At 63.5% G+C, this 17,014-nt stretch carries 14 protein-coding genes; 6 read left to right on the forward strand and 8 right to left on the reverse strand.

The genetic code is table 11. The features are described from left to right. Positions 1–101 precede the first annotated feature (101 nt). Positions 102–434 carry a hypothetical protein gene (locus IPK59_20565; protein ID MBK8161047.1) on the forward strand — a complete coding sequence of 111 codons (333 nt, stop codon included), beginning with the start codon at positions 102–104 and terminating at the stop codon, positions 432–434. Beyond that, positions 431–1,885, forward strand: a complete 1,455-nt coding sequence (locus tag IPK59_20570) for a chemotaxis protein (GenBank protein ID MBK8161048.1) — start codon at positions 431–433, stop codon at positions 1,883–1,885. The genes IPK59_20565 and IPK59_20570 overlap by 4 nt, the downstream gene beginning before the upstream one ends. A gap of 9 nt (positions 1,886–1,894) precedes the next feature. Here the strand turns inward: IPK59_20570 and IPK59_20575 are convergent, their stop codons facing one another. From IPK59_20575 to IPK59_20585, 3 genes are read right to left on the reverse strand one after another with little or no spacing between them, the layout of a single operon-like run. Then, positions 1,895–2,191, reverse strand: coding sequence for a DUF1244 domain-containing protein (locus IPK59_20575; GenBank protein MBK8161049.1), 297 nt, complete (start codon positions 2,189–2,191; stop codon positions 1,895–1,897). Positions 2,192–2,204: 13 nt separating this feature from the next. Beyond that, on the reverse strand, positions 2,205–3,332 hold the full coding sequence (locus IPK59_20580; GenBank protein MBK8161050.1) for a carboxylate-amine ligase: 1,128 nt from the start codon (positions 3,330–3,332) through the stop codon (positions 2,205–2,207). Then, positions 3,329–4,135, reverse strand: a complete 807-nt coding sequence (locus tag IPK59_20585) for an N-formylglutamate amidohydrolase (protein MBK8161051.1) — start codon at positions 4,133–4,135, stop codon at positions 3,329–3,331. Before IPK59_20585 ends, IPK59_20580 begins: the two co-directional genes overlap by 4 nt. Before the next feature lie 131 nt (positions 4,136–4,266). Between IPK59_20585 and IPK59_20590 the strand changes: the two genes are divergently transcribed. Genes IPK59_20590 through pyk form a run of 3 tightly spaced genes read left to right on the forward strand, consistent with a single transcriptional unit; the run spans position 4,267 to position 7,986 of the window. Further along, a complete protein-coding gene (locus IPK59_20590) occupies positions 4,267–5,205 on the forward strand; it encodes an EamA family transporter (protein MBK8161052.1) in 939 nt (312 codons plus the stop codon). 36 nt (positions 5,206–5,241) lie between these two features. Beyond that, the gene (locus IPK59_20595) at positions 5,242–6,552 is read left to right on the forward strand and encodes a glycerate kinase (GenBank protein ID MBK8161053.1); all 1,311 of its coding nucleotides are present in this window, start codon (positions 5,242–5,244) and stop codon (positions 6,550–6,552) included. 15 nt (positions 6,553–6,567) lie between these two features. Beyond that, positions 6,568–7,986, forward strand: a complete 1,419-nt coding sequence (gene pyk / locus IPK59_20600) for a pyruvate kinase (GenBank protein ID MBK8161054.1) — start codon at positions 6,568–6,570, stop codon at positions 7,984–7,986. A 10-nt stretch (positions 7,987–7,996) separates the two neighbouring features. Here pyk and IPK59_20605 read toward each other — a convergent pair whose 3' ends face one another. The 5 genes from IPK59_20605 to IPK59_20625 all read right to left on the reverse strand — a co-directional run bounded on the left by IPK59_20605 (position 7,997) and on the right by IPK59_20625 (position 15,329). Continuing rightward, positions 7,997–10,669, reverse strand: a complete 2,673-nt coding sequence (locus IPK59_20605) for a DUF2339 domain-containing protein (protein ID MBK8161055.1) — start codon at positions 10,667–10,669, stop codon at positions 7,997–7,999. A gap of 100 nt (positions 10,670–10,769) precedes the next feature. After that, the gene (locus tag IPK59_20610) at positions 10,770–11,351 is read right to left on the reverse strand and encodes a sel1 repeat family protein (protein MBK8161056.1); all 582 of its coding nucleotides are present in this window, start codon (positions 11,349–11,351) and stop codon (positions 10,770–10,772) included. Continuing rightward, positions 11,348–11,488 carry a hypothetical protein gene (locus IPK59_20615; GenBank protein MBK8161057.1) on the reverse strand — a complete coding sequence of 47 codons (141 nt, stop codon included), beginning with the start codon at positions 11,486–11,488 and terminating at the stop codon, positions 11,348–11,350. The genes IPK59_20610 and IPK59_20615 overlap by 4 nt, the downstream gene beginning before the upstream one ends. Next, entirely contained in the window at positions 11,457–13,079 is a 1,623-nt protein-coding gene (locus tag IPK59_20620; protein ID MBK8161058.1) for a L,D-transpeptidase family protein, read from the reverse strand. Before IPK59_20620 ends, IPK59_20615 begins: the two co-directional genes overlap by 32 nt. A 183-nt stretch (positions 13,080–13,262) precedes the next feature. Next, positions 13,263–15,329, reverse strand: a complete 2,067-nt coding sequence (locus IPK59_20625) for a hydantoinase/oxoprolinase family protein (protein ID MBK8161059.1) — start codon at positions 15,327–15,329, stop codon at positions 13,263–13,265. A gap of 300 nt (positions 15,330–15,629) precedes the next feature. Here IPK59_20625 and IPK59_20630 point away from each other — a divergent pair, with 300 nt between their 5' ends. Beyond that, a complete protein-coding gene (locus tag IPK59_20630) occupies positions 15,630–16,997 on the forward strand; it encodes a hypothetical protein (protein MBK8161060.1) in 1,368 nt (455 codons plus the stop codon). The last annotated feature ends 17 nt before the right edge of the window (positions 16,998–17,014 follow it).

The following is a 17,014-nucleotide window of genomic DNA, read 5'->3' on the forward strand; positions in this document are numbered from 1 at the left end:
GTGCGGAATGGCAATTTATTCCCTTTCGTTAATCATGTCTTTGTAAACATCCTTTAATCTGCGGTCAGTCGCGTTTCGTCAATTTCACGATCGGTCACCGCATGAACGCCAGACCAGCCACATGGCGGCCATTCCTGCCAGCCTTTGCGCTCGCCATCCTCGGCATCGGCGCGCTGGGCGTGGTGCGCGTGATGCCGACGGCCCAAGCGGCGCAGCCGGTCGCCGTCTTTGACCTCCAGGGCGACGCGCTGGCCGCCGTGATTAGCGCCGGGGGACGCATGCTTGGCCCAGGTGGGGCGCCCGGATCGATCATCGCCATCAGCGACAGCGCCGATTTCATCGACCGACTCTATGCCGCCGGCGCCAGCCTGGTGCTGCGTGCCAATGACAGCCTTGGCTGCGTTTCGCCTACATCTGCGAGGACAGAATCATGAATTCGATCGACAGTTTGCGCGCCAAGGTAGCGCGGATCCTCGCCGTCTATATCTGCCTGCATCTGCCGCTCGTGGCGCTGCTGGAATGGCTGGTGGTGGGCGGTCTCGGCTGGCTGTCCGGCATCGCGCTGGTAATCGCCCTCGCGGTCGCGGTGTTCAGCTGGTTGAGCACGGGCACCAGCCTGCAGCTCTTTCAATCGGTCGCCATGATGCTGATGATCGGCCTCATCGTCGCGGTGATGGAGAACCAGCCCTGGCAGATCGATATCCACATGTATTTCTTCGCCTCGCTTGCGATGTTGACCGCATTCTGCGATTGGCGCGCCATCCTCGCCGGGACGGTCACCATTGCACTTCACCATCTGTCACTCAATTTTCTGCTGCCGGCAGCGATCTTCCCGGGCGGCGGCGATTTTTTCCGCGTCGTGCTACATGCGGTGATCGTGCTCATCGAGGCCGGCGTGCTGATGTGGGTGTCGCAATACCTGGCCCGCACACTCTCCAATGCGGCCTTGGCCCTGGGCGAAGCGGAAGCCGCTCATCGCCAGGCCGAACATGCCGCCCAGCACGAACGCGAGACCGAGGCGCGCGCGAAATCCGAACAGCGCGCCGTCCTTGGCCGCATCGCCAGCGATTTCGAACGTGCTGTGCAGTCGGTGATCAATGAAGTGACGACGGGGACCAGCCGCGTGGCGACACTTGCCGGCGGCATGACCCATGTGGCGCAAGAAAACGCAGCCAAGGCAGCGCAGGCGGCGGAAGCTTCCGGTGCCACGACGGGCGATGCCCAGGCCATTGCCGCGGCGGCCGAAGAACTTACTGCCTCGGTCTCGGAGATCCAGCGACAGGCGCAGCGATCGAACGAGATCACCGCGCGCGCCGTCGAGCAGGCGACCGTCACCTCATCGTCGGTGGCGGACCTTACCAGTGCCGCGCAGAAGATCGGCGACATCATCCATCTCATCAACGATATCGCCAGCCAGACCAACCTTCTGGCGCTCAACGCGACCATCGAAGCCGCCCGCGCGGGCGAGGCCGGCAAGGGATTTGCCGTGGTGGCCGGCGAAGTCAAATCGCTGGCCGGGCAGACGGCCAAGGCCACCGAGGAGATCTCGGCCCAGATCAACGCCATTCAATCGGCGACCGGCAAATCGGCCGAGGCCATCCGGACCATCAGCGACATCATCGGCGAGATCAGCGGCATCGCCCATGAGATCAGCTCATCGGTCGAGCAGCAGAACCAGGCGACACGCGAAATCGCCAGTTCGGCGCAGTCCGTTTCGCAGCGCACCGGGGAAACCACCGAGATCATCTCGAATGTTCAGGTGGTCGCAAACGATACCGGCGTCACGGCGACCGAGGTTTCCAACGCGGTCCAAAGCCTGGTCGCGCAATCGACCCATCTGCAGACCGAGGTGCAGAACTTCCTGCGCTCCTTGCCGACGGACTAGCCTTCGACGTCAATCCTTCGGCTTGTTCTGCTCGAACGCGGCCTTCTTCTCGGCTGATGCCTCGGCCTGGTACTTCGTTTTCCAGACGTCATACGGCATGCCGTAGACGATCTCGCGGGCGGCCGGGTCCGGGACGCTCAGGCCACGGGCATCGGCAGCCTCGCGATACCAGCGCGACAGACAATTGCGACAAAAGCCGGCCAGATTCATCATGTCGATGTTCTGCACGTCGGTGCGTTCCTGGAGATGCTGCACCAGGCGGCGGAAGGCGGCAGCTTCGAGTTCAACCTTGGTCTTGTCGTCCATCAGTCCATTCCTTCTAGAAGCGCGTCGTTTCCTCGATCAGCCCATCGACCACGCGCATGAGGGCCGCGCGCTGGTCGAGGCCGGCGGCGATAGCCGCATGATAGACCGCCAATTGCCGGTGCGCACTGGTGCCGCGGTCGAGGATTGCGCGGGTATGCGCCAGCTCGGCGGTGCAGCCGAAGAACTCGGCATCCTCCTGGAGAAGCACCAGCATTTCCCCGATGAGGTCGCGCATCGGCACGATGCGGCCCTTGCCGAAATCGACCAGGCCTTCGTCGATGCCGTAGCGCTGCGCGCGCCAGCGATTCTCATTGAGCAGCATGGCCGAATAGCGCCGCCAGCGCTGGTTGCCGCGGCGGAGGCGATAGAGCATGCGCAGGACACAGCGGTACATGGCGGCAATGGCCAGCGTATCCTCAAGGAGGGTGCAGGCGTCGGCGATGCGCATCTCAAGGGTCGGGAAACGAGCCGAGGGACGCAGATCCCACCACAACTTGCTGCCATCCTCGATAAGGCCAGCGCTGATGAGCACGTCGAGATGGCGCTGATATTCGCCGAAGGAATCGAAGATTTCAGGAAGGCCGGTGCGCGGCAGCTCGTTGAACACGGCCAGGCGATAAGATTTGAGCCCGGTATCGGCGCCCCGCCAGAATGGCGATGAGGTGGAAAGCGCCAGGAGATGAGGCAGGAAGTAGCTTGCCTGGCTCATCAGATCAATGCGCAGTTCCGGGTCCTCGATCCCGACATGGACATGCATGCCGCAGATGAGGAGGCGCCGCACCGGCCCGCCGATGTCACGCGCCAAGGCATTGTAGCGCTCCTTGTCGGTATGCTTCTGCCCACCCCAATCGGCGAAGGGATGGGTCGACGCCGCAACGATGGCGAGGCCGTGATGCGCTGTGATCTCGGCCAACGTCGCGCGCAACCGGCGCAGTTGCTCGCGCGCCTCGCCCAGCGACGTGCAAATGCCGGTACCGATCTCGATCTGCGAACGCATGAATTCAGGACTGACATGGACGCCGAGCTGCGCCTGCGCCTCTTCGAACAGGGCGCGTGGTGGGTCAACGACGAGATCGCGGCTGGCGCGGTCGACCAGCAGATATTCTTCCTCGATCCCCAAGGTGAAGGCTGGCTCGGTCATTTTGCAGCGGGAGAATAGAACACGTTGGGGTCGGCGAGCAGGCCTTTAAGTGTGCCTTCCAGCTTGGCTGTCCAGCGCGAGACGCCGGCATCATCGCTGATAAGGTCCTGGCGGATCTCAATAAGCGCATGGGGCAGGCTCATCTCCTCGGCATGGGCGATGATGGAAAAGCCATGCTCGTCGCGGCCGGAATAGGGCTCGTTGTCACCGACGCAGACATGGGGCAGTTGCGCGAGCCGCGTCATCAGCGGCAAGGGCAATCGCGGATCGCGGTTCCACAGGATACCGAAATGCCAGGGGCGCTGGAATCCGTTCATCACCGGCGTGAAGCTGTGCAGCGACAGGATCGCCGGCAGCACGCCACTAGTGAGTTTCGCCTTGATGAGCTTGTCGACAGCGATGTGATAGGGACGGAAGATTTCCGCCGCACGCTGGTCACGCGCCTTCTGATCAAGCCCATGATTGCCGGGAATGAAGATCCGGTCAGATTCCTGCGCGATCGAGGTCGGATCGTCGAGGCGCCGGTTGCAGTCGATCACCAGGCGCGAATAATTGGCCAAGGCACAGGGCGCATCGAGATTGCGCGACAGAATGGCAGCCACATTGGCGATGCCGATATCCCAGGCGATATGCTGGTCGAGAGCGGATTGGCTGAGGCCGAGATTGCCGAGCTTGCGCGGAAAGGCGCGGCCGGCATGGTCGCAGAACAGGATCAGGGGCGCCTTGCCCGTTTCGTTGAGCAGGGTGAAGGGGGGTGGATCCGCGGGACCCAGCAGTTTGTCGTTGTAGTAATCGATAGACATCAATTGCGACTTTGCCCCGTCGATATCCCTTCCGAAGACCGGAAGCGCCGTTGACCAAATAGCCGGCTCAGCATAGAAGACGCCGCATCATCTGTCATCCGACGCAAGCAGCCAGAATTCAGTCCGATCTCATGAAATCAGGTCCATCAGCCGACCGCTTTGCCTTGCCCGTGCTGATCCTGGGGGCGGTGATGATTTCCTTTTCCGGCATCTTCGTGAAACTTTCCGAAGTCGGCCCGACCATGACCGGCTTCTATCGCATGGCACTTGCGCTGCCCATTTTTGCGATCTGGGTCTGGTGCCATCGACCAGCGCGGCGCTCGACCGCGCCGGAGCGCCGGAAGGCGTTCCAGGTAACGGGATTCGCCGGCCTGTCTCTCGCCATCGATCTCATCGCCTGGCATTGGTGCCTGCAATTTGCCAGCGTCGCCGCCGCAACCTTGATGGGCAATACCGCGCCGCTCTGGGTCGCGGCCTTCGGCTTCCTGTTCTTCGGCGAGCGATTCGGGCTGAGGTTCATCATCGGCATGGCAGCAGCCTTTGGCGGTGTATGGCTGTTGCTGGCCGGCGGCGACAAGGGCTTCGACATTCATAACAGCCTTGCCTTCGTGCTCGGCATGGTCGGCGCCATCACCTATGCTGGATATCTGCGTGGCGGCAAGGAAGCACGGCGGCATCTGTCGACCGCGGAGGTGATGCTGTGGGGGTCGCTCGTCGCCAGCCTCGTCCTGCTGCCAGTGGGACTCCTGACCGAGGACCGGGTCCTGCCGCAAAGCTGGTCCGGCTGGGGCGCCGTGCTGGGCCTCGCTTTGGTGAGCCAGACCATCGGCCAGAGCCTGATCAACTGGGCCGTGGCGCATCTGCCGGCGGCCTTCTCCTCGCTCACCCTGCTGATCAACCCGTTGGCCTCGGCCGTCTTTGCCTGGGCACTTCTGGGCGAGGGGCTGGGACCCTGGCAGATCCTGGGTGGGGTGGTCGTGCTCGGCGGGATTTTTCTGGCTAAGCCCAACGGCAGAAACGAGGGAAATGGGCAGGAAACCGGGCCCCGGGACAGTTCGCGCGCCGCCTAGGGGACTAAAAGCGTCGCAGCCTTGCTTGACCCCGGCATGGCACCATTCCTACTGTCGCAGCAGAAAAGTCAGGGGAAGTCCGTGAGCGTTATCGAAACCGACTTGTTGAAGCGGATGTTTGCCGCCGCCATCGCCGCGGTCGACCCATTGCAGATCTTGGCGCCCCATCTGCCACCGCGGCCCAAAGGCCGCGTGATCGTGGTGGGCGCCGGCAAGGCCGCCGCCGCCATGGCCAAGGCGGTCGAGGCCGCATGGCCAGGCGACATCGACGGGCTGGTGGTGACCCGCTATCAGCACGGCCTGCCCTGCCGCTCGATCGAAGTCGTTGAAGCTGCCCATCCGGTGCCGGACGAAAAAGGTCAGCAGGCGGCGCGGCGCATCCTCGACAGGGTCCGCGGCCTCAGCGCTGACGATCTGGTGCTGTGTCTCATCTCCGGCGGCGGCTCGGCGCTGCTCGCCATTCCGGGCGATGGATTGACACTCGCCGACAAACAGGCCGTCAACAAGGCACTGCTCAAATCCGGCGCCAACATTGCAGAAATGAACTGCGTTCGGAAGCATCTCTCCCTGATCAAGGGCGGGCGCCTTGCCGCCGCCGCCTACCCGGCCAAGGTGGTGAGCCTGCTCATCTCCGATGTGCCAGGGGATGATCCTTCGGTGATCGGATCCGGGCCGACCGTGGCTGATCCCAGCACGCGCGAAGACGCCATCGCGGTATTCGCGAAATACAGCATGGCGATGCCGCCTGCGGTCAAAGCCCATCTCGACAATCCTGCCTGCGAGACGCCCAAGCCCGGTGATCCTCGATTGGCAAGCGGCGAAACCCGCATGCTGGGAACCCCGCAGCATGCCCTTGAGGCCGCCGCCAAGGTCGCCAAAGCGGCTGGCTATACGCCGCTCATCCTCGGTGATCTTGAAGGCGAGGCGCGGGATGTGGCCCTGGTTCACGCCGGGATTGCCCGACAAGTGGCGGCCCATGGCCAGCCTGCGCCGGCCCCTGTGGCCCTGATATCCGGCGGCGAAACGACGGTCACCGTGCGGGGCAAGGGCCGGGGCGGCCGCAATGCCGAGTTCCTGCTGGCTCTTGCCGTGGCGCTCCAGGGCCAGCGAGGGATATATGCCGCTGCCGGGGATACCGACTGCATCGACGGGACCGAGGACAATGCCGGCGCCCTGCTGACCCCCGATAGTATCGCCCGCGCCGCCGATAAGGGCTTGAGTGCCAAGGCCATGCTGGCAGACAATGACGGTTACGGCTTCTTCAAGGCCCTGGGAGATCTCATTGTCACAAGGCCGACACGAACCAATGTCAATGATTTCCGCGTCATCCTGATCAACCAAGCATAAGAACTGGGCGAAAAAATGAGACGACAGCGCAAGGCCAAGATCATCGCAACCCTTGGCCCCTCTTCCACCTCCCGTGCCGAGATCGAAGCATTGTTCCTGGCGGGCGTCGATGTGTTTCGCCTCAATTTTTCCCATGGCAGCCACGAAGACCACAAGAAGCGCTACGACATCATCCGCGATATCGAGAACACGACCAAGCGGCCGATCGGCGTGCTGGTCGACCTGCAGGGGCCAAAGCTCCGCGTCGGCCAGTTCAAGAACGGCTCGGTCGTGTTGCACCCGGGCCAGAAGTTCACCTTCGACCTCGACAAGGCCCTGGGCGAAGAACAGCGGGCACCCCTGCCGCACCCGGAGATCCTCTCTGCCCTGATGCCGGGCGTCACCCTGTTGCTCGATGACGGCAAGCTGCGCATGCGCGTGCTCAAGGCCGCCAAGAACGCCGCCGAATGCGAAGTCGAGATCGGCGGCAAGCTATCCGACCGCAAGGGCGTCAATGTGCCGGACGTCGTGCTGCCCTTGTCGCCGCTCACCAAGAAGGATCTAACTGACCTCACCTTCGGCCTCGATCTCGGCGCTGACTGGATCGCCCTTTCCTTCGTGCAACGGCCCGAGGATGTGGCCGAAGCGCGTAAGCTCATCCAGGGCCGCGCCCGCATCATGTCGAAGCTGGAGAAGCCCGCAGCCATCGAACGGCTGGACGAGATCGTCGATCTGTCCGACGCCGTCATGGTGGCGCGCGGCGATCTCGGTGTCGAAATGCCGGCGGAAGACGTGCCGAGCCTCCAGAAGCGCATCATCGCCGCCTGCAGGCTTGCCGGCAAACCGGTGGTGGTGGCGACCCAGATGCTGGATTCCATGGTCAACGCGCCGACGCCGACCCGCGCCGAGGCATCCGACGTGGCGACTGCCGTCTATGACGGCGCCGATGCGGTGATGCTGTCGGCGGAAACCGCGAGCGGCCATTTCCCGCTGGAATCGGTGGCCATGATGAACCGCATCGCCGAACGCGTCGAACGCGACCCGTTCTACCGGCGCATCCTGGAAGCGCAGCGCCTCGACCATGCGGCGACTGAATCGGATGCGATCAGCCAGGCCGCGGCCCAGGTCGCCCACACGCTCTCGGCGGCAGCCATCGTCACCTATACGACGTCGGGCTCCACGGGTCTGCGCATGGCGCGCGAGCGACCGGAAGTGCCGATCCTGTGCCTCACCTCCAGTCTGCAGACGGCGCGCAACATGGCGCTGGTCTGGGGTACGCATTGCGTGGTGACCGCCGACCTCAAGCGCTTCTCGGAGATGGCCGACAAGGCCTGCCGCCTTGCCCTTCGCGAGGATTTCGCCAAGGCCGGCGAGCGCATCGTGGTGACGGCCGGCGTGCCGCTGGGCACACCGGGATCCACCAACATCCTGCGCGTGGCCTGGGTCGAGGAGTAGACCTCTCCGCCTACGCCTTCACCTTGAACAGGATGCGCTGGTAGAGATAGCCGATGCCGATGAGGGCGATACCGAGGCCGAGGAAGCTCGCCACCCGATAAAGCCCGGTGAGATCGGACGCATCGACAAGCCCCACTTTCAGCACCGTCAGCAGCACCACCGCGGCCGAGGCATAGCGGAGTGCCTGCGAGCGCATCTTCACCCCCAGCATCAGCAAGGCGACGCCATAGAGCGTCCAGGCCGCGGAGTAGCCGTAGAGCTCGGCATCGGTGCTGCTGTGGTTCCAGAACTCGATGATGCCGCCATGGACCAGCTGGCGCACCCAGAGGGTGACACAGACGAAGCCAAGGAAGAGACCATAGACGCCGGCGATGCGATAGCCGATGACGCCCTTCTGACCGAGGTCGACGCGACGCATCAGGGTGGCGGCAAAGCCCAGCAGCAACAGGCAGGGCAGGCCATAGACGAGCCCGATGCGGTTGAGGAACGGTGTCTCGCCGACATATATGGTGTTGAACATCGGGTGATCGAAGAAAAGCGGGAATAGCAGCAGCCAGACACCTGCGATGGCAGCCACCACCAGCGCTGCGTCATAAAGCACCGGTGATTTGCGGCGATCGCCAATGAGCAGCAACAGATGAGCGACACAGAGCCAGGCGATCGCCTGCACGCCATGGGCCGGGAAGTCCGGCGTCGGCACGTTGATATGGGCGTAGAAATGCTCGATCTCCAAGCCGAGCAGGCCGAAGCCCAGGGCCGAGGCCAGGATCTGCAGCGTGCGACGCAGCTTCTGCTCCGGTGAGTTGGTGAGGAGATAGGCCGTCACCACAAAGCCTATGAGGGGAATGCCTAGACCATAGAGCAGCCAGTTGAAGATAAGCGTCTCCCCGGCCGGAAAGCCGGAATACCAGATGCCGCCAAGAACAAGCGCAATGCCGACCCAGATCGCGCGACGCAGCCAGGCGAGGTCGAGGCGGTTGGCGACCCAGGCGATGATCGGCAATTCGAACGACCAGGCGATAGCGGTCCAGGATTTCTCCAGCTGCATCGGGATGGCGATGGCAATGAAGCCGGAGACGGCAAGGCAATGCAGGGCGAAGGCGCCGACATAATGCGGATCCTGCCGGCGCAGATGATCCAGCCGCTGTGCCAGCGCCATGTGGATGGCGGCGAGGCTTACGGCCAGAATCGGCCACGAGATCAGAAATTCGTGATGGCGCAGCTGCAGATACGCGCCACCGAAGATGAAGCCGGAGCCCAGAGTCGAAAGCGCCGCCCAACGGGTCGGATGCTTGGCCCCATGGGCGAAGTACCAGCCGCCGAACAGGAGCAGGCCGCCGAAGATGAGGCCCGTCACGATCATCTCGAAACTGCGGTCGATGACGGTGGCGGTCTCGTAATCCCATGTGGTGGCCGGCCACAGCGCGTAGGCGGCCACCATGATGGCGGCGCCGATATAGGCCGGCACGTCCTCGGCGGTCCAGCGCCGCGCGGCGACGAGATGGCTTGTCACGAGCAGGAGGGCGAAGAACCAGTTCATCGTCGCGTATTCACTGGCAGCGATGAGGAACGCCATCAGGCCGAAACAGGCGATCGAGGTCGCCCGTGTGGTCCACAGCATCTCGACCGAGCGCAGGGCGCCACCACGCGATTCCAGCGCCCAGATCGAGGTCCAGGACGTGCCGATCAGGAACAGCGGGATGGCATAGCTGCCGGCCATGCTGCGGTCGAAGGCGAGGACCGAGATCAGGAAGGCCGCCCATAGCAGGCCGCCGGCATTGGCGATCGCCGCCTGATACCACCAGCCGCGCTGCTTGAGGAGCATCAGAGCGCCCCATTGCAGCAGATAAAGGAAGCCGAACAGCACCGGCAGGTTGGGCGTATCCGAGGCGACGAACAACGGCGTGAGGAAGCCGCCGGCCAAGCCCACCAGGCCGACGAAGGGACCGTCGCGCAGCGATAGCGCGATCGCAGCGAAGGTGAGCGCTGCCAGGACAATGAAGGCAAACGCGGTCGGCAGCAGGTCATAGAGCGCGGTCGCGGCAAAGAGGGCCGCATAGAGCACGGCCACCGAGGCTGCGGTAAGCGCCTGGCCCAGATTATTGGAGCGCTTGCGCATCCATTGGGCGACACCCAGCAGCACGAAGCCGAACAGGATGCCGAGCGAGACGCGCACGGCCGGCGACAGCCAGCCCTGCTCGACCGAGTATTTCACCAGGAACACGCCCGCGAACGCGAGCGCGATACCACCCAGCCAGCCATAGATGCGGCCACCGAGGCGACCCTCAAAATCCTTGCCCTCGCTGGATGGTGCCGGGGCGGGCGCCGGTGCCGGCTCAGGTTCAGCCTGTCGCGACGTCCCGGATTCGGCATGAATAAAGGGCGCTTCAACCGGGGCGGGCTCCACAATGGCCGACTCCACAATCGCCGGTTCAGGGATCGGCGCGCTCGACGCTGCCACGATCTCGGGCTCGACGGTGGGAGCCGCTTCTGGGGCAGGCGCTGGCATGGTGATGCCCTGGCGCTTCAGTTGTAGCACTTCCTGGCGCAGTGCCCGCAGCTCCCGGTCAAGGCGCAGGCCCCGGCGCCAGGAGATGAAGGAGACGAACGGCATCACGAACACCGCAAATCCGCCAAGCGCGACACCCAGCAGCCAGAACAGGATCTCGAAGACTTCATCCATGGGAAGGACGCCATTCAGTTGGAGCAAGGCGATACAATATCACGGCGCGGCGAATGCCGGCGGCGCTGTAACGCAAGACCGATTCACATTGCGGGAAAGATCAGTTGCTGGGCTGCCAAGTCTGCAGCAGCGCCTGGGCGCGGGCCTTTTCCTCAGGGGACATTTCGGTCGCCAACTGGTTCAGGAGCGCCTGGCCTTCCGGGTCGCCCTGCTTGGCGCACAAGGCGGCATAGAGGAAGCTCTGCGCCAGGTCCCTGGGCACCCCCTGGCCGGCATAGAAGCGCAAGGCCATGAAGCGTTGCGACTGGCGCACATTCTGATTGGCCGCCTTCAGCAGCCAATAGGAGGCCTTCATCTCGTCCTGCGGCACGCCCGTGCCGGTCGCATAAAGCGCGCCTATCTGGGCGCGGGCGCGGGCATTGCCGCCGCCCGCAGCCTTCTCCAGCCAGGCCGCGGCCAACGCCGGATCCTTCGGCACGCCGAGCCCGTCGAGATACATCTGCCCCACCGCCGCCTGGGCGGATGCCTGCCCTGCTTCGGCCAGCGGCAGGAACTCCCTGAGGGCGGTGGCATAGTCACCGGCCTGATAGGCTTTCAGCCCGGCATTGCCATCGGCCTGGGCCGCGGGCGACGCAATGAGAAGAAGGGCTGCGATTCCGGCAGCTAAGCCAAGCCGGCTCATTTGCCCTTATCCTCATTGAGAACTGCAGCCGGTGCAGCCAGCTGCGGTGCCTGCGCCGAAGCCAGCAGCTGCTCGGTGATGCCGCTGGGCAGGCTCGGCAGATCGTCATAGCTGTAGGCGTCCTTGCGGAACTGCATGATGCCGGCCTCGTCGACCCAGGCGGTCATGTAGGTGATATGCACCGGCAGCGGGTTCTTCAGCTTGACCAAGGTGGTCTCCGCGGTCTTCAGCACCTCGTCGATGCGCGTCGCCGGCCATTCGGGATCGTCCTGGAGCAGGAACTTCGAGGTCGACCGGCTGCTGCGTGCGCACACAACCAGAGCTGAAGAATCGGTCCTGCTTGTCGAACAGCTTCACTGTCGGCGTGCCATGCAGGAACACGGCATGGTCGTTGGGGAAGTCGAACTTGACAGGACCCAGGGCATTTTCCGGCCCTGGCGCCTGGCGCAGCGTATAGGGGAAGTTGCCAGGCCCGACCGAATGCCAGTCGATTGAATCTGCGCTGACGCGGTTACCGCTCCTGTCATAGATGGTGAAGCCCTTGGCATCGAGGAATCCAGGATTGGCGCGTTCACGCTTCACTTCGTCGATGGCGGCGATCTTGGCGGGCGCCGTCCAATCCGGGTTGAGCTTCACGGTGTGGATGACCGAGGACAATGTCGGCGATTTTCGTTCAAGTTTGCCGAAGATGGCCTTGGTATAGAACGTGACCTTGCCGTCCTCGATCACCTTCACTTCCTGCGAGGGAATGTTGGCGATGAGATGGCGGGGTTCGTATTTCGGCCCCTCGTCGCGCATGCGCTCGAGATTGAGGAGGACCTGCTGGACGCGTTCCTCGGCGCTGACGTTCATTTCCTCGATGGTGCGGCCGCCGATGACGCCATCATCATTGAGGCCATGGTTGCGCTGAAACAGCTCCACCGCCGCCACCAAGGTCGGATCATAAAGCTCGCCGGCGGCCATCTCGGTCAGCGGCAGTTCACCGGTCACGCTGAGGCGCGCGCGAATGGCCGGGACGGCGCCATCGCTTTTGCCCGGCTCCAGCTTCTTGACGGACGGCACTTTGGGCCAGCCGCCATGTTCGAACAAGGCCACTTGCTTGGGCAGATAGTTGAGCAACGCCCAGAAGCGATAATAGGTCGGCAATTGATCGTTGAGGAGCGCGTCGATGCCCTCGCTGCCCTTGCCCTGCGCATCGCTGATGGCGGCAAGAATCTGCGCGCCGCGTTCATCCGCTTCGCCGAGATAGGAATTCGCATCGACCGCCGTACCCACAAAGACCGCGGCAAGGATTGCCTCGGCGAGAGCCTGGTTGTCAGGCGAGGTCGGCACCGGCACGGCTGCCACCGCAGCCTGCACCGGCAGGGGAATCTGAAGACCGGCAGCGATCGCCTTGGGCAGGCGGTCATGGAATTTCTGGCCGAGTTCGGAGAGACCCGTCGGCGTGGTGAAGAGCGCCAGCCCGCCATTCTCGGCATAGAAATTGAGGAGACCGGTCCAATCGACCGGCAGCCCGTCGAACAGCGGATCCTTGGCCAGTTCAGTAAGTGCGGAATCGAGATTGGGAAGATGCATCAAGGCCGGTGCCACGGTGCCGGTATCGACAGCCACGGATGGCGGCGCATCAAGCGGATCGGGGCGCTCGGCAAAAGCGGGGTACAGCGGGGCAAACGCCAAGCCTGCGGCAAGGATCGCTGCCGGAATCAGTGATTTGGTCGAACGATTCATGTCAACTTCATCCCACAATACGTCGTGCGCTCAGGGCATCCCGGCGCTTTGTCGTCCCCCGCTATATATAAGCTGCCCCCGGCTGTCACCGCTAGTCCCGCGACCTTGTGATGCGGGTCACGCGCAAGAGTGGCGGCAAGGCCGGATCGCGCCTTGTTCCAGGCCTTTTGCCTAAATTTGTCGCTAACCCTGGGCCAGAGCAGGACGACCGAACGCTGTCACGGAAACCATCGATTCCATGAAAATCCTGAGGCCGCCGGCCTGTTCGAAGACCTTGTCGGCCCGCTCGTGATTGAACTCGATATCGACGGCGCCGGCCTTCTTGGCCATGGCGCCGGCCTCCTCGCCCGCCACGTCGCGCGCAAAGGCGGCGGCGGTCTCAAGGTCGATGAAGTCCTTGAGCCCGTTCGGCAGATGCGCGCGGAAAACGCCCTCGGTCGGTTGCGTGATCGTGATGGCAACGCGTTGCATGACACCGCCAGCCACCGCCCCCACCGCGTTCGACACATCGGCGTGCGGCGGGATGATGAGTTCGGTGCGCAGTCGGCGCGCAATCTCGCCGTAATAGCTGCCGACCGGAGCCCCGATCGCCACCAGCGGGAAATTGAGCTTGAGCGCCACGTCAATGAGGCTGGCGGCCCCCTGATCGGGGCTCAGTGAGCGGTCGACCAGATAGCGCCCAAGCGTGCCCCAATGATGCGTATCGATCCCCGCCTGCTCGGCGATGGCGGTATCGAGAATGACGCGGCCCGATTGCACCACCACCTGTTCGACGATGGCATCGGCCAGTTCCTTGCCGTCCTTGGGTGGAACCCAGCCGGCGAAGGGTGCGCGGCGCAGGAACAATTCGGCGCCGATCTCAGCCGCTTCGACACACCAGCTTGTCTGGCGCCCCAGCACATGGGCGGCGTCGGATGGTGTCAGGCCGCTGATGATGACGAGGCCGCGATCGACAAGGCGCGCCAGATGCCGGCCGATGGCCGGGCTGAAGATGAGGTCCGCCAGCGCCACCGGCCCGCCGCCAAGCGCTTCCCAGACTTTCATCTGGCCCTCGCTCAAGCCTTCGCTGCCGGTATCGAGCGGTCGCTGGCGCAAGGCCAACTGGCCGCGATAGGCCATCACGTCTTCATTGGCCAATTGTGCACGCAGCGTATCGAGCACTTTGGGATAGAGCTGGGCCAGCAGGCTCAGCGCCACGACGCGGCGCGGGCCGACCATGAAACCATGATGTTCGTCGATACGCACTTCGCTGTCGCCGCCCAGACCATAGGTGTGGACCGCGACCGCTTCGACCATCGTGCGCCAGCCACCGACCACGGCGCCTTCCTTGTTCAGGACGGGCCGCCCATGGCGCAGCATGGCAATGTCGGTGGTGGTGCCACCCATGTCCGAAACCATCACGGTATCGGCGCCCGAGAGATGCCGCGCGCCGACCAGGCTGGCGGCCGGACCGGAGAGGATAGTTTCAACCGGACAGGTGAGCGCTACCTGCTGGTCGATGAGCGACCCATCGCCCTTCACCACCATCAGCGGTGCCTTGATCCCCTGTTCGGCAAGAAGGCCGCTCACTGCGCGGATTAACTGCTGCAATTGCGGGATGAGCCGTGCGTTGAGTGCCACGGTGAGGGCGCGGCGCGGTGCATCCAGCTTAGAGGTCAGTTCATGGCCGCAGCTCACCGGCTTGTCGGTGAGTTCGCGGATCATCTGCCGGACCGCAATTTCATGAGATGGATTGCGTACCGAGAAATAGCCGGAGACGGCAAAGGCCGCGACCTTGGGTGCATGCGCAAGGATCGCACCGCGGATCGCCTCGACATCGAGGGGCGCCTGTTCGTCGCCGGTGGGCCTATGACCGCCCGTCGCAAACACGACCGGATCCGACCCCAACGCCTGCTTGAGGCCGGCGCGCTCCAGTGCCTTCACATCGTAACCCAGCAGAATGAGGCAGATGGGCGCCCCATGGCCTTCGACAATGGCATTCGTCGCCAGTGTCGTTGACATCGACACCAAGGCGATGTCGGCAGGTTTCACCCCCGCGGGCAGACGCGGCAGGACAGCCTCGATGGCGCCTTTCAGGCCGATCGCCAGATCATGCTTGGTGGTCAAGGATTTTGCCGTCGCCAGTACACCCCCGTGGACGAGCTTGGCGTCGGCATGGGTGCCGCCACTGTTGGCGGCTCCCTTTGCCTGGTCGAACAACACGGCATCGGTATAGGTGCCACCGGTATCCAGGCCGAGCAGAATGGGCACGATTCTTCCTTCACATACTTGAGCAGATTGGTCGGGTTTGGCCCCGATATGGCGTCATCCCATGGGCGCGGTCAAGCGGTCCGGCGGCGAAATCTGGCCTATTTTTCCCATCTTGCCGCAGGTTTTGGTCGGGCCGGGCCTGCTGGGGGCGCTTGCTCCCTGGTTCTTGCCCCATATGATGCGGGTGCGGTCGATGGTCTGAACGCGTAGAGTGTGGCGAACGGACCAGGAAGGCGATTCGGGCGGGGGACGACCCGGTCGAATGCGTCGGTCCGCATGCCACTATTGGGGAATGGCAATATGATTTGCGATCGACTGCACCGGCATTTCTGCGGCGACCAGACATGGCGGATCGTCCTGCCGCTGCTGGTCTTCAGCCTGTGCCTCGCTCCGCCCGCGCACGCTGAGACGGCGGACGGCCTGCCGGCAGCCGAGGCCGTGACCTATGACCAGGTCCTGGCCGACCCCGACAATATCGAACTCAGTTATCTCTACGCCATCAGCCAGATCCGCAGATCGGATCTGCTCGGTGCCTCGGCGACGCTGGACCGCCTGATCCTGCTGGCGCCGAAGGAACCCAATATCCGCGCGTTGCGCGCGATCGTGCTCTACCGCCTCGACAACCTGCGCGAGGCGGAGAAGGAGTTCGCTGATCTGCTGACGCTCGACCTCGACCCGGAATTGCGCAGCGGCATCGAACGCTACGCGGCCGAACTGGACAGGCGCGGTCAGCAGACCCGCATGAACCTGCTCACCAGCATCGGCTATCAATATGATACCAACCGCGCCGGCGCACCCAATTCCGGCCAGGTACGCACCTTCCTCGGCACTTTCGATCTCGAAGGCGAAGGCCGCAAGGAAGACGATCACAGCCTGACCAGCCTCATCCGCTTTGGCATCGAACACGACCTTGCCACACAGAACCGCAACACGCTGTTCGGCTCGGTGAGCGGCTATGGCGCGGATCAGTTCCAGCTGGATGATTTCGATACTGTAGATCTCAGCGCGCAGGTCGGCGGCCGGTTCGAGTTCGGCGCTATCTTCCTGACACCATCGGTCAGCTATGATCACCTGATCATGGATGGCGACAGCTATATCGACAGCATCGGCGCCAGCCTGCGCGCCGACATGCGCATCAACGATCCTGTCAATCTGTGGATCCGGGGCGACATGGCGTGGATCGACTATGCCAACACGACGCTCTATCCGACCGGCGATTTGCAATCCGGCGGCGATGTCGGTATCACCGTTGGCAGTGACTTCTATCTTGGCACTGATCATAGACTGACCGTCAGCGCCACCCATCACGGCTACAATTCGGACCAGGATTGGGAGAGCTTCGTCGGCGAAAGAGTGAACGTCAACCACACCTGGCTGATTGGCGGTGGCGCCTTCCTGCTCACCGACGTGTTCGCCGAATATGACAATTACGACATGGCTGATCCGATCACCGGCGAGACCGAGCGTGACGACTGGATCTATCGCGGTCGCCTGACCTTGGGCGTGCCGGTGCAGACTCTGGTCGGTGCCAAGGAATGGCCGACCTTGCTTGATGGCCTGACGCTCTCGATCTACGGCGAGTATTACCGGGCCGATTCCAACATCACCAACTATGAATACGACAATGCGCGCGGTGGCATGACCATCAGCAAGCGGTGGCAGTTCTAGCTATTTGCGCGATGACA

Source organism: Rhodospirillaceae bacterium, assembly GCA_016712715.1.
Lineage (GTDB): Bacteria > Pseudomonadota > Alphaproteobacteria > Dongiales > Dongiaceae > Dongia.